The organism is Streptomyces sp. NPDC054794, from assembly GCF_053611585.1.
In genome coordinates, this window is sequence record NZ_JBSHAQ010000058.1 from 13,018 (window position 1) to 24,982 (window position 11,965).

The following is an 11,965-nucleotide window of genomic DNA, read 5'->3' on the forward strand; positions in this document are numbered from 1 at the left end:
CATGACTTCCTTCGCGCGCCCCACCGTCCGACGGCTCCGGCCCCGATCGGCCGTGTGGACCGGTGGTGTCGGCGACGGCTGAAAAAGTGGACCAGCCCCACCACCAGCCCCACCATCACTGGCAACACCCCCACCAACTGCCTCCTCAGCCCCGTCATCCCCACCGGCTGCATCGGCTGACGCGGCATCTGTGCCCCGCGTCCCACGCCGCCGACCGCCGACCCAGGCGCTGGACACGGCCCATCCGAGCCGCACTCCCCCGCGGAAGGAGGGGGCGGGTTTCAACTTGTCATGTCAGGACCCCACGCAGCTTCTGAGCAGCAGGCCGATGCCGACGAACGCGAGCACCAAGAGCAGGAGCGCCGGCGGCAGGAGACGGAGGAACAGGCCGCCGTGCAGAAGGCCGGCGGCTGGTTCTCCCGCTTCCGCACTCGCCGGTTTACGCATTTCCCAACGGAGTCGTAAACGCCGGGGCTTTCTGCAAGGAACCCGGTAACCGGCGTTGGTCACCAGGACGTCGGCGAGCGGCAGCAGGTGCTCGAAGGGTACGAATCCGGCGAGGTGGACGTTGGCGGGGACCTTGCCGCCCATCTCGGCCCGCACCATGTCGGGGCCGTCGGGGCGCGCGGTGGTGGCGACGACGGTGACGTCCGCGTTCGCCAGGGCGCGGAGCGTGGGGACGACGAGCCGCGACAGGTCGCCATGGTCCACGGTTCCCTGGGTGACGACGACCACCGGCCGGCCTGAAGACAGGTCCGCCCACCAGTCGGGGCGTTCGAAGTCGATTCCGGCACCGGGCGGGACGGGGCCGATGAAGCGGAAACCTTCAGGGGCGTCGCTGCGCGGGTACTCGAAGGCGGGGACGGTCAGTTGGAGCACGTGATCGGGGACCGTGCCGAAGGCGTTGAAGAGAAAGTCGGGCAGGGTGACCCCCACCGAGGTGAACACGCCCTCCATGCACTTCTGCGCGTCGGCGAACATCGTCCGTGTCTGGGCGCGCATCTCGTCGAAGCTGGCGCGCTCTTCGTCGGTGGCGGGCGGGAGCAGCCCCGGCCCGAAGGGCGCGGTGTCCACACTGTCGAAGGTGGGCGGCGCGATGCCGATGTTCACCATGAGCGGGCGCTGCTCCCGGGGGGCACGCAGCGCCATGGGCAACGTCCCGTACGACATGGGCTCGCTGATGACCACGGTGGCCGGGAACTCTGCGAGCAGTTCCTGCAGGCGGTTGTCGTGGACCGGCACGGGGTCGGAGAGGACGTGCTTGATGTCGAAGACCATGCGGTCGAAGGGGGCGAGCCCCTCGCGTTCGGGGAAGGCGGCGGCGAGGTCGGCGTAGTCGACTTCCGCGGGGTACGGCACGAAGCGTGAACCGGTTTTGCGTACGCGCTCTTCGAACCGGGCGCCCGTGTAGAAGAGCACCTCGTGCCCGCGGGCGGTCAAGTCCGCAGCAATCGCCACGAGGGGTGTGACATGACCCTCGAACGGGGTCGCTGTGACAATGATCTTTGCCATGGTCTCGATTCCTTTTGGAACGCCACGTTGAAGCGCCGACAACGAAGCGGCCTGCGGCGGCGCAGGCGAAGAGCGACAGCGGCATGGGCTTGCCGCGGCAAAATCTCCTGGCCGGCGGGTCGGTGGGCGGCGGGGCCGCGCCGGCGGCCGCAAAAGCCCCGCGCCGCCCACACCCGGGGGCGGGGGGGGGGGGGCGGGGGGCGCGGCGCGGGGCCCCACAGCCCCCCCGCCCCCCCGACCCGGTGGTGCGGTGGGGTGGTCAGTCGATGCGGATGAGTACCTTGCCGCTCAGGCCAGGTGCGAGACGGTCAGTCATCTTGCGATGGGCCGGGGGCGCCCTCCCCTGGAGGAGAAGTGAGGTGCGCGAGCCGGCTCAGGCGGCTGGACGGCCCGGGGTGAACAGGACCTTTCCGGAGCGCCCGGCCTGCTGCGCGTGCGCTAGGGCGGCCCGGAACTCCTCCAGCGGGTACGTGGCCTCAACCGCTGCGCCGATCACGCCCTCTTCGACGAGTCCGGTGAGCTCGGTGTAGATCCTCTCGAGCCGCTCGCGCGGGGTGTCGCGCAGCCAGTTGAGGATGAAGAAGGAACGCAGCGAGATACCGCGGTAGATGAAGTCGCCGAGCGGAAGGGCGGGGGACTGCCCCGTGGCCGCCGCGAAGACCACGACGCTGCCGCCTGCCTCGACGGATCTCACCAGCGCGGCGATCTGGGCGGGGTCGCTCGTGCCTTCCAGCAGCATGCGCAGCTGCGTTCCGTCCAGGGCCTTTGCAACCCGGTCGCCGAGGTCGTCGCCGTCCACGACCACGAGGTCGGCGCCCAGCCGGCGCACCTGCTCGGCCGCCTCCTGCCGGCGGACGACGGCGAGGGTCTTGACGCCGGCCTGCTTGGCCAGCGTGATGACGTACTGGCCGACGGCGGAGTTGGCAAGGTTCAGGCCGATCCAGTCGCCCGGCTTGAGGGAGACGTAATCGTTCAGCAGCGCGTAGGCGGTCGCTGGGTTGACGGGGAGCATGGCCAGTTGCAGGGCCTCGCCCCGGTCGGACACCGGGACGACGCTGCCGGTGGGGACCACGGCGTGGTCTGCCCAGGTGCCGTGCGTGAAGGTCGGCAGGATGAGGACACGTCGGCCGACGAGTGCGGGGTCGGCCGCCGGACCGGCCTGGATCACGCGCCCCACTCCCTCGGCACCCAACTCGCTCGGGACGCTCGGGTAGACCCCGAACCAGCCGGCCGCGAAGAGCAGGTCGGCATTGTTGACCGGAGCGGCCTCCACTGCGACGAGGAGGTCGTCGCCGGCGAGGGCGCGATCGGGCCGGGCATTGAGGGAGACAGTCTCGTCGAGGTCGCCGCCGACCGCCGACAGGATGAGCTGGCTCATCTTGGAGCCCCTTTCGAAGACAGGAGAGAGGTAATTGACCATTTGTTACTGACGCTTCCAGGTATGGCGAGGATCGGCGCTGCCAACTCGACGGGAGCAACGCCGGGGTGACCCTCCCGGGTGTGGAAGGGGCACTTCCCCCAGGTGTCACGCCTTGGTGTATCCGTGGTTCCACCAGTTGGTGACCAGGGCGGCGTAGCCGGTTGCGTCTTCTTCCCAGGTGAAGTGGCCGGCGTCGAGGTAGTTGAGCTTGCTGTGTGGGAGGTGTTTGTGGAGGTATTCGGCGTTGGTGGGGGGACGGCGGTGTCGTGTCGGCCGGCGATGATCTGCACCGGTGTCTTGATGCGGGGCAGGAGTTCGCCGAGGGCGGGGAGGTTGGTGTGGTAGGAGCGGACGTAGGCCATGGATTCGACGAACTTGTCGCCTTCGTAGGCGGACAGGTAGTCCTCGCGTATGTCGGCGGGCAGGGTGTGGTTTTCGATGGTGTCCAGTGCGCCGCCCACGACTTGGCGTCCGATGCCGCGGTAGGGGGTGGTGTCGGGGGTGAACACCCAGTCGTGGAGGACGGTGCCGAGTTGGATGGGGTATGCGGCGCCGCCGCTGCCGATGACGATGCTGCGCAGTCGGTCGGGGTGTGTGGCGGCGGCGAACAGCAGGGCTCCGGTGCCGATGTCGGGTCCGACGGCGTGGGGGTTCTTCAGGTCGAAGGCGTCGGCGGTCTTGATGATGAAGTCGCCCATGGCCTTGGGGGTTAGGAGGGTTTCCCGGCGTTCGGAGTGGCCGAAGCCCGGGAGGTCGATGGCGATGAGGCGGGTGTCCCTGGCCAGGTGGGGCCACATCTGGTCGAAGGCGTACAGGCTTTCCGGCCAGGGGCACAGCAACAGTGCCTCCCTGTCGCCGTTGCCTGCGGGGCCGCTGTCCGCGTAGCGGATGGACAGTCCGTCGATCGTGCGGTGGCGTGGCTGGATGACAGCCTTGGGTGAGCCGCCCCCGGCCCCCGATCCCCGTTCCGCCGCCGACGCCGTTCCCGTCAGCCCGATGCCCGCCGCCGCACCGGCCAGGGCCCCGCCCAACATGGTGCGCCGGGGCACACCGCTTCCGTCCTGCATAACGCCTCCTTCGAAAAGACTGAGCCCGTTCAATATGACCGACCATCTCAAACTCGTCAATGGTCTGCCGCCGCACCCCCTCCTCCATGTGCCGCCCGGGACCTCTGCGCCGACCGGGCCGCGGTCGTCCGCGACGCCGTCGGCATCCCGCGCCTGACGCCGCCCGATGCGGGTGGGCTGTTTGCGACGGGGGCCTGCCGGCTGCAGCCACGAGCGCTGCCGCCACCGGCTGACCGGCGAACCACCCTCGGCCGCGAAGCCGTCCGATCGGACGCTCATTGCGCGCACCTTCGAACCGGTCCGTGTGCTCGGCTTGGCACCTGTGCGGGGTCGCGGTGCGAGGTCTCCTATGGCCGGGAAGCCCATGGGCTATAGTTAGACGGTCGGTCGTATTACCTTGGGAGCTGAGATGGCCAGAGCGAGCCTGCGTGAGGACATCGTCAATGCGGCGGTCGAGCAGTTCCACATGTTCGGTTTCACCGCGGCCGGGGTGAAGGACATCACCGAGGCGGCCGGTGCGCCCAAGGGCTCCTTCTACAACCATTTCGAGAGCAAGGAAGCGCTGGCCGTCATCGCGGTGGAGCGGTACGGGGCCACCCGCGGGCTCGAGGCCCTCGGCGACACGAGCGTGCCGCCGCTGGTGCGGCTGCGTCGGCATTTCGAAACCCTGCGCGACGAGAATCTCGGCTACGGGTTCGGCCGGGGGTGTCTCATCGGTGATCTGGCCACCGAGATCGCCGACCACAGCGAGGTGCTACGGAAGGCCGTACAGGGCAGCCTGCGCCTTTGGTGCGAGGCCCTGAGCGGCGCGATCGCCGAAGCCCAGCAGGCGGGCGAGGTCACCAAGGCCCTGGAGGCCGATACCATCGCGCGGTTCGTCCTCAGCGCCTGGGAAGGAGCACTCATCTCGGCGCGCTCCGACAAGTCGGCGAAGGCCTTCGAGGCCTTCTTCACCGCCGTCTTCGACGTCGTCCTGCGCTGAGCGACGGCCCGTCGGCGCCGGTGGTCGGCGGGCCGTTCACATCTCCGGGACAGGCAGGTCCACCGAGACTGTCTTGCCGCGGCCGTTGGGGTAGGTGTGCCACGCGCTGGCCAGGGCTTCCACGATGAGCAGGCCGCGGCCGTGCTCGGCCTCAGCGTTCTCCTCCTCGGCCAGGGCCAGAGGTGAAGGAACCGGCGGGTTGCTGGCGGAGTCGCGCACCTCGAGCCGGATGTGGTCCGGATACGCCCGCAGGCGGACGTCGACGTCGCTGCCGGCGTGGATGAGGGCATTGGTGACAATCTCGGACACGACGAGCTGCAGGGGCGTCCGACATGTCCGCCAGCGCCCACGAGCGCAGGCGGGCGTCCACAAAACTGCGGGCCGCCTTGACCCCGTGCAGGTCACGCCGCTGGATCTGCAGTCTCCCCGTGCGCGGCGCAGCCTTGCCGAGAGCGCCTTCGTAGCGGGCCAGGAGCAGCACCGCGTCGTCGTGGCGCTGCTGGGGACCGTGGACCTCGGCCATGAGGTGGTCGGCCAACTGGTCCAGATCGGTTCCGACTTCGTGGCTGCCGGATGTGAGTAGGGTTCGCGCGTAGGCTTCCGGGTCGGTCGCATGCCGGTCGACCAGGCCGTTGGAGTACAGCATCAGGACGGCCCCGGGCTCCAGGGTGTGCTCACGCCACTGGTAGGCGTGCCGCGTCGTGACGCCGAGGGGCAGGTTGGCGGGCGCCTCGAGAGAGCCGATGCTTCCGTCGGGCCGCGGTAGCAGTGGCTCGGGGTGGCCGGCCAGGGCCACGTCGGCCGTGCCGTCGGCCGTGTCGAAGGTGACAATGCAGCAGGTGACGAGCAGTTCTGTACCGAGCTGGGCGAGCAACCTGCCGATCCGGTCGAGCGCGGCCGTGGCGTGGTGCCCTTCGCTTGCGTAGGCAGCACCCGCGGTGCGCACCTGGCCCACGACGGCGGCGCTTTCCATGCCGTGGCCCTCCACGTCGCCGACGACCAGCACTATCTGTTCATCCGGCAGCCTGAGCACGTCGTACCAGTCACCGCCCACCAGGGAGGTAGCCGTGGCGGGCCGGTAGCGCGCGGTGGTGGTCAGTCGGGGCAGCTCGAGGAGCGTGGGCGGAAGCAGCCTCCTTTGCAGGTACTCGGCGGCTTCCCGCTGTTTCGTCGCCAGTTCGACGCGCTCCACCGCCGCGCCCAGCAGGTCCGCCATCATGCTCAGGACGGCCCGCTCCTCGGACGGGAAGTCACGGGGCCCGGCGAAGGACAGGCAGCACACGCCCACGACATGCCTGCTTTCGAGGCGAGGAAACTCGATGACCTGCCTGCCGCCGATGAGCGGAAGGTACGCCTCGGCTTGTGGTCCGCCATCGCGCCCGTCGGTGTGGCCGTCGGCCTGCCGGCCACCGGAGAGGAACAGCGGGTGCCCCCGGCCCGCCTGCGCCGCTGGGGTGCGGGCGTCCAGCCTGGCGCCGTGAAGGGTGCGGACGATGCCTGAGGAGGCACCGCTGTGCCCCAGGATCCACAGGCGGCCCCCGGACGACGAGGCCAGGGCCAGGGCCCGGGCGCGGAACGGGGCCATAACGTAGAGCCGGGTGGCCGCGACAACGTCGTCCATGGTCGTGGCCTGGTTCAGCATCTCGGCCAGACGCCGCAGCGCATACATCATGCTCATGCCCGCAGACCCGGGAACGCCGGGCACCCCCCAGCCCGGCGTACAGACGTCCACACCGTGCCCCGGACCGACCACCGGCGTGGGCCCGGCCGTGATCGCAGTGCCCCGTTCGGCAAGCCCGGCGAGGGCCGCGGCCAGCTCGCCTCCTATCTCCTGCAGCTCTGTGCGGTCCGCCGCCCCGTAAGCGCCGCGCCTGTCCAGACGGAGGACAGTGAGGGCACCGAAGCGCCGGCCCGGGGCGGTGACCGGGGGCGCAAGAACGACGTACGGAAAGGGCAGCCACCTGCCTGTACGCCGTCTACGACCCCGTCTCCCGGCAATGCTCCGCGGCGCGCGCCGGTCACCCCCTACCGGTCGTGACCACACCAGACGGGCAGGCAGACCTGCTCGACCTGCCCCCCGGCCCACCGCTCGGCCTGGGCGGTCTGCCGTTCGAAACCCGGGAGATCGAACTGGCCGAGGGCAGCCTGCTGACGCTCTACACCAACGGACTCATCGGCGAACGCCACGTGGACGTCGACACGTGCCTGCAACGGCTGCGCACAGCGCTCACGCACCCGGCGGACCCCTTGGAGAAGACGTGCCAAGCGGTTGTCGACTCGCTCGTCTCCGCACAGCCCGCTGACGACATCGCCCTGCTCGTCGCACGCACCCGCGTACTGCCACCGGAGAACGTCGCCTCCTGGCAACTGCCGCTGGAGCCGACAGCTGCTGCCCAGGCCAGAACGCTCGTCACGGCCCAAGTCACCGAATGGGGACTGGAACACCTGGCGTTCACCACCGAACTGATCGCCAGTGAACTGGTCACCAACGCCTACCGCTATGCGGGTGGCCCCGTGACCCTGCGACTCATCCGTGAACGATGTCTCGTCTGCGAGGTTGCCGACGCCAGCCACACCTCACCACACCTGCGTCGCGCCCGCACCACCGATGAGGGCGGCCGCGGCCTGTTCCTGGTGGCCCAGTTGACGGAGCGCTGGGGCACCCGCTACACGCGAGAGGGCAAGACCGTATGGACCGAACAGCCGCTGCTCGGGCTGTAGATCCGGATCATTGCGCGGCGGGAGCCGGCGGGTCACCGCGCGCAGCGCGTCCCGCAGGTTCCCGCCCAGGGCGGTCCCCGTGACGAACGGCGGTTCGGTACCGAGACAGACGACCTCGCTGGCGGCCAAAGCCCGGTCCAGGCACCCGCGTGCCGGCAGCGGCAGCCGGGTACCGGCCAGCAGGCACACGTTGGCCCGCCGTAGACGGTCTTTCGACGTTGGCGTAACCCATCACCCGCCTACGCCCGCGACTCCGGCATCACGGTTGTTGCAGACCTCTGTGGTATCGGGGGTGACCGCCACCCATGCCCCGAGGCGCCGGGCCAGTTCGGCCGGCTCTGCGCGCGCAACGGCCGCCGCGCCCCGGCGGCCGGGGGCTCTGTCGTAGGTAGGGTGACAGGCGTGGACATGCTGCACCTGCGTTACTTCGTCGCCGTGGCCGAGGAGCTCAACTTCTCGCAGGCGGCGCGCAAACTGCACATGGCGGCCTCTCCGCTGAGCCAGCGGATCAAGGATCTGGAACGCGAACTCGGGCACGAGCTCTTCGAGCGCACCACCCACCGGGTCGACCTGACCCCGGCGGGCGCCGCCCTGCTTCCCATGGCCCGCGACATCCTGGAGCGGGTCCACTCGATTCCGTGGCGGCTGAGCGAGGCGGTGCGCCCGCGGCTGGACAGGCTGTTCATGGGGATGCCCGCCGGGGTGCATCCGCTGTTGCGGGAGCGGGTGCGACTGCTGGAAGACGCCTGCCGGGAGGTGTGCGAACTTAAGCGCTGGCCCGGCACGTCGGCGGGCCTGGCGGACGCGGTGCACGACGGCAGGCTGGCGATGGCGCTGGCCCGGCTGCCGGTCTCCGATCCGGCGCTGGAGATCATCGAGGTGATGCGCGAGCGGCTGGGCGCAGCGGTTCCGGCCGACCGGTTCTCGGGCCGGGCGTCGGTCACCCTGGAGGAACTGGCGGATCTGTCCTATGTGGCGACGCCCAATGACGCCACCCCGGCCTATTTCGACGAAATCGACACTCGACTGAATTTAGCTGGCATAAAGAAAAGAATCCGCGTAAACGTGGCGGACTATTCTGGAAGTTCCGAACTGATTTCCTCCGGTATCGCATTTTCGATGAGCATGCTGTCGCCGGAGAGCCCCATGCATCGGTACCGGCTGGACAACGTGGCCGTGCTGCCCGTCGAGAACTTCCAACCCGCCCTGAAAACAGGGCTGTTGTTGCGCAGGGACCGGGCCAGTGACGGTGGCGACCTGAGTGACGTCGCCGCCCGGGCGCGGCAGATCTTCAACGAGGTCATCTCCGTCTGATCGATTTCCGGCTGCCCTTTTCCGGGGATTGACGGAAAGGGTGTGACCGGTGTGGTCATGCCCTTGTTCGGCATTTGATCATTCCCTCTGGGCTCGTTCACGCATAGCGTCGTCGGTGGAAACATTCGCCATGAAATTACTGCGTGAACAGGAGTGATGATGGACATCACGGCCGCCGGGACCACCGGTCCGCTGGACGGCATACGGGTGATCGATCTGTCAACGGTGGTGATGGGGCCCTACGCGGCGCAGGTCCTGGGCGACCTCGGCGCCGACGTCATCAAGATCGAGTCCCCGTCCGACACGGTGCGGGTAGGCCCCTACCGCACCACACCCGGCATGACCCCGCTCAACCTCAACGTCAACCGCAACAAGCGCAGCGTGGCGTTGAACCTCAAGGATGACGCCGACCGCGCACGGGCCCTGGAACTGATCGACAGCGCCGACGTGCTCGTCACCAATATGCGCCCCGGCGCGCTCGGCCGCCTCGGCCTCGCCCACGCCGACATCGCCTCCCGCAACCCCGGCCTGGTCTACGCCCATGCCCAGGGCTTCCGCAACGGCTCCGACCGGGTCGGCAACGCAGCCTACGACGAGACCGTGCAGGCTGCCTCCGGCCTGGTGGACGTGGCCAACCGGGCGCTGGGCATCCCGGCGTACCTGCCGACGATCATCGGTGACAAGGTCTGCGCACTGACCATCGTCTACTCGGTGCTCGCCGCGCTGGTCAACCGGGCTCGTACCGGTACCGGCCAGTACATCGAGATCCCGATGACCGACACGCTCATCGCCTTCAACCTCGTCGAGCACCTGGCGGGCCACGTCTTCGAACCGCCGCAGGGCTCCACCGGGTTCCCGCTGTCGATGAAGAGGGGGCACCGTGCGGTGCCCACCAGGGACGGCCTCGCCTGCGTCATCCCGTACAACCCGCAGAACTTCCGGCACTTCTTCCTCGCCGCCGACCGTGCCGACCTCGCCGCGGACCCGCGCGTCAATAGCGAGTCCATCGCCGATGACGACGTCGACGCGCTGATGGAGCTGGTGGGGGAGTGCTCGCCGAGCCTGAGCACCGAGGAGTGGGCCCGGGTCTGCGCCAAGCACAGCATCCCGATGGCGCCCGTGCTCGAACTGGACCGGGCCGCCGAGGACCCGTATGTGCGCGGCGGCGGGTTGCTCGATGTGGTGGACCACCCCAGCGAGGGCACCATCCGCTCGGTCGGCATCCCCGTGCGGTTCTCCGCCACCCCGGCATCGGTCCGCCGACTCGCCCCGCTGCCCGGCCAACACACCGACGAGATCTTCAGGGAACTGGCCGCCGACCGCTGACATCCCGTCACTGCTCCGCCGCCAACTGCTGACCCACCGTAAATCAAGGACTCACACCATGCACAGCACTACCGAGGTGCGGACCGAAACCATCGGTTCGTCCCTGCTGATCATCATCGACCGGCCGAAGGCGCGCAACGCGGTCAACGCGGCCGTCGCCGCCGGGCTGTCCGCGGCCCTCGACCGCTTGGAGGCGGACCCCGACCTGCGGGTCGGGGTGCTCACCGGCGCCCAGGGCACCTTCAGCGCCGGGATGGACCTCAAGGCCGCGCTGGCCGGTGAATCGCCGGAGATCCCGGGGCGCGGCTTCGGCGGCCTGACCCAGGCCCGGACGACCAGGCCGCTGATCGCCGCTGTTGAGGGCTGGGCCATGGGAGGCGGTTTCGAACTCGCCCTGGGCTGCGATCTGATCGTCGCCGCGGACGACGCCCGGTTCGGCCTCCCGGAGGTCAGCCGCGGGCTGATCGCGGCGGGCGGCGGGGTGATCCGGCTGCCCAAGCGCATCCCGTACCACCTGGCGATGGAACTGCTGCTGACCGGTGAGCCGGTCTCCGGCGGACGGGCCGGACAGCTCGGCATCGCCAACCGTGTGGTCCCGGCCGGGGAGACCGTCGCCACCGCACTGCACCTGGCCGAGCGGATCGCGCGAAACGCCCCGCTGGCACTGGCAGCGGTCAAGGAACTCGTCAGGACCGCCGACGGCGCACCTGAAGAGCAGGCGTTCACCGTGCAGGGGCGGCAGATGGCGCGGCTCGCGGCCTCCGCCGACGTGCGCGAGGGCATGACCGCCTTCACCGAGCGCCGCTCCCCGGTCTGGCAGGACCGGTAGGACCACGGGACTCAAGGGAGAACACACGATGAACCAGCAGGACGTGCCCCGGCACATCGCGACTCCACTGGCCAACCCGGCCTATCCGCCGGTCGTGCCGCGCTTCACCAACCGCGAGTACCTCAACATCGTCTACCGCACCGACCACGCGGCACTGCGTGCGGTGGTGCCGGAACCGCTGGAGATCGACGAGTCACTGGTGCGTTTCGAGGTCATGCGGATGGGCGACGTCAGCGGGTACGGCCCGTACACCGAGGCCGGCCAGGCGATCCAGGTCCGCTACGAGGGCGAGCGGGGCGAGTACCTGCACGCGATGTACCTGGACAACCTTCCGGCCATCACCTCCGGGCGCGAGGCGAGCGCGTACCCCAAGACCGCCGGGTCGCCCGCCCTGTGCGCCGACCACGGCGCGCTGGTCGGAGTCCTCGACGTCGGCACCCTTCGGGTGGCGACCGCCACGATGGGCTACAAGCACTCCGAGCTGTCGGTCGAGGAGGCCGTGGCCCAGATCGGTGTGCCGACGTACATGCTGAAGCTGGTCCCCGGCTTCGACGGGGCTCCGCAGGTCGCACAGTTGGTGCGCACCGAGATCACCGACATCGCGGTGAAGGGCGCCTGGACCGGTCCCGCCCGACTGCAGCTCTTCGAGCACGTGCTGGCGCCCCTGGCCGATCTGCCGGTGCGCGAGATCGTCTCCGCCAGCCACATTCTGACCGATCTGACCCTGGCGCCCATCAAGCCCGTCCACGACTACCTGGCCTGCCCCGCCCACCCCGCGCGATGAGCATGACCAC

General features: G+C 69.5%; 9 protein-coding genes and 2 pseudogenes. 6 read left to right on the forward strand and 5 right to left on the reverse strand.

The features are described 5' to 3' along the window. Positions 1–294: 294 nt before the first annotated feature. The 3 genes from ACWGKT_RS39925 to ACWGKT_RS39935 all read right to left on the reverse strand — a co-directional run bounded on the left by ACWGKT_RS39925 (position 295) and on the right by ACWGKT_RS39935 (position 3,999). Positions 295–1,512 (reverse strand): glycosyltransferase, encoded by a 1,218-nt coding sequence (locus ACWGKT_RS39925; protein WP_453277530.1) that lies wholly within the window; start codon positions 1,510–1,512, stop codon positions 295–297. Between the two features lie 373 nt (positions 1,513–1,885). Continuing rightward, positions 1,886–2,890, reverse strand: coding sequence for a zinc-dependent alcohol dehydrogenase family protein (locus ACWGKT_RS39930; RefSeq protein ID WP_453277531.1), 1,005 nt, complete (start codon positions 2,888–2,890; stop codon positions 1,886–1,888). Continuing rightward, positions 2,887–3,999 (reverse strand): alpha/beta fold hydrolase, encoded by a 1,113-nt coding sequence (locus ACWGKT_RS39935; protein WP_453277532.1) that lies wholly within the window; start codon positions 3,997–3,999, stop codon positions 2,887–2,889. Before ACWGKT_RS39935 ends, ACWGKT_RS39930 begins: the two co-directional genes overlap by 4 nt. A 409-nt stretch (positions 4,000–4,408) precedes the next feature. Here ACWGKT_RS39935 and ACWGKT_RS39940 point away from each other — a divergent pair, with 409 nt between their 5' ends. Further along, on the forward strand, positions 4,409–4,981 hold the full coding sequence (locus ACWGKT_RS39940; RefSeq protein ID WP_453277533.1) for a TetR family transcriptional regulator C-terminal domain-containing protein: 573 nt from the start codon (positions 4,409–4,411) through the stop codon (positions 4,979–4,981). 36 nt (positions 4,982–5,017) lie between these two features. On the opposite strand, the gene ACWGKT_RS39945 is transcribed toward ACWGKT_RS39940, so the two are convergent. Beyond that, positions 5,018–5,596 (reverse strand): ATP-binding protein, encoded by a 579-nt coding sequence (locus tag ACWGKT_RS39945; protein WP_453277569.1) that lies wholly within the window; start codon positions 5,594–5,596, stop codon positions 5,018–5,020. Next, positions 5,502–6,659 (reverse strand): annotated as a pseudogene (locus ACWGKT_RS39950) (PP2C family protein-serine/threonine phosphatase); the annotation flags it as partial. The gene ACWGKT_RS39945 and the pseudogene ACWGKT_RS39950, both read right to left, overlap by 95 nt. A gap of 278 nt (positions 6,660–6,937) precedes the next feature. Between ACWGKT_RS39950 and ACWGKT_RS39955 the strand changes: the two are divergent. The 5 genes and pseudogenes from ACWGKT_RS39955 to ACWGKT_RS39975 form a co-directional block, all read left to right on the forward strand. Next, a pseudogene (locus ACWGKT_RS39955) lies at positions 6,938–7,702 on the forward strand (SpoIIE family protein phosphatase); the annotation flags it as partial. A 408-nt stretch (positions 7,703–8,110) separates the two neighbouring features. Next, entirely contained in the window at positions 8,111–9,016 is a 906-nt protein-coding gene (locus tag ACWGKT_RS39960) for a LysR family transcriptional regulator (RefSeq protein WP_453277570.1), read from the forward strand. A gap of 156 nt (positions 9,017–9,172) precedes the next feature. Beyond that, positions 9,173–10,342 carry a CaiB/BaiF CoA transferase family protein gene (locus ACWGKT_RS39965; protein ID WP_453277534.1) on the forward strand — a complete coding sequence of 390 codons (1,170 nt, stop codon included), beginning with the start codon at positions 9,173–9,175 and terminating at the stop codon, positions 10,340–10,342. 58 nt (positions 10,343–10,400) lie between these two features. After that, positions 10,401–11,171, forward strand: a complete 771-nt coding sequence (locus ACWGKT_RS39970) for a crotonase/enoyl-CoA hydratase family protein (protein ID WP_453277535.1) — start codon at positions 10,401–10,403, stop codon at positions 11,169–11,171. A gap of 28 nt (positions 11,172–11,199) precedes the next feature. Then, positions 11,200–11,955, forward strand: coding sequence for an acetoacetate decarboxylase (locus ACWGKT_RS39975; protein ID WP_453277536.1), 756 nt, complete (start codon positions 11,200–11,202; stop codon positions 11,953–11,955). The last annotated feature ends 10 nt before the right edge of the window (positions 11,956–11,965 follow it).

Bases quoted from the DNA above. Each gene is read 5' to 3' on its own strand.
- ACWGKT_RS39925 (WP_453277530.1), bottom strand. From the start codon at position 1,512: ATGGCAAAGATCATTGTCACAGCGACCCCGTTCGAGGGTCATGTCACA.
- ACWGKT_RS39930 (WP_453277531.1), bottom strand. From the start codon at position 2,890: ATGAGCCAGCTCATCCTGTCGGCGGTCGGCGGCGACCTCGACGAGACT.
- ACWGKT_RS39935 (WP_453277532.1), bottom strand. From the start codon at position 3,999: ATGCAGGACGGAAGCGGTGTGCCCCGGCGCACCATGTTGGGCGGGGCC.
- ACWGKT_RS39940 (WP_453277533.1), top strand. From the start codon at position 4,409: ATGGCCAGAGCGAGCCTGCGTGAGGACATCGTCAATGCGGCGGTCGAG.
- ACWGKT_RS39945 (WP_453277569.1), bottom strand. From the start codon at position 5,596: ATGCGACCGACCCGGAAGCCTACGCGCGAACCCTACTCACATCCGGCA.
- ACWGKT_RS39960 (WP_453277570.1), top strand. From the start codon at position 8,111: ATGCTGCACCTGCGTTACTTCGTCGCCGTGGCCGAGGAGCTCAACTTC.
- ACWGKT_RS39965 (WP_453277534.1), top strand. From the start codon at position 9,173: ATGATGGACATCACGGCCGCCGGGACCACCGGTCCGCTGGACGGCATA.
- ACWGKT_RS39970 (WP_453277535.1), top strand. From the start codon at position 10,401: ATGCACAGCACTACCGAGGTGCGGACCGAAACCATCGGTTCGTCCCTG.
- ACWGKT_RS39975 (WP_453277536.1), top strand. From the start codon at position 11,200: ATGAACCAGCAGGACGTGCCCCGGCACATCGCGACTCCACTGGCCAAC.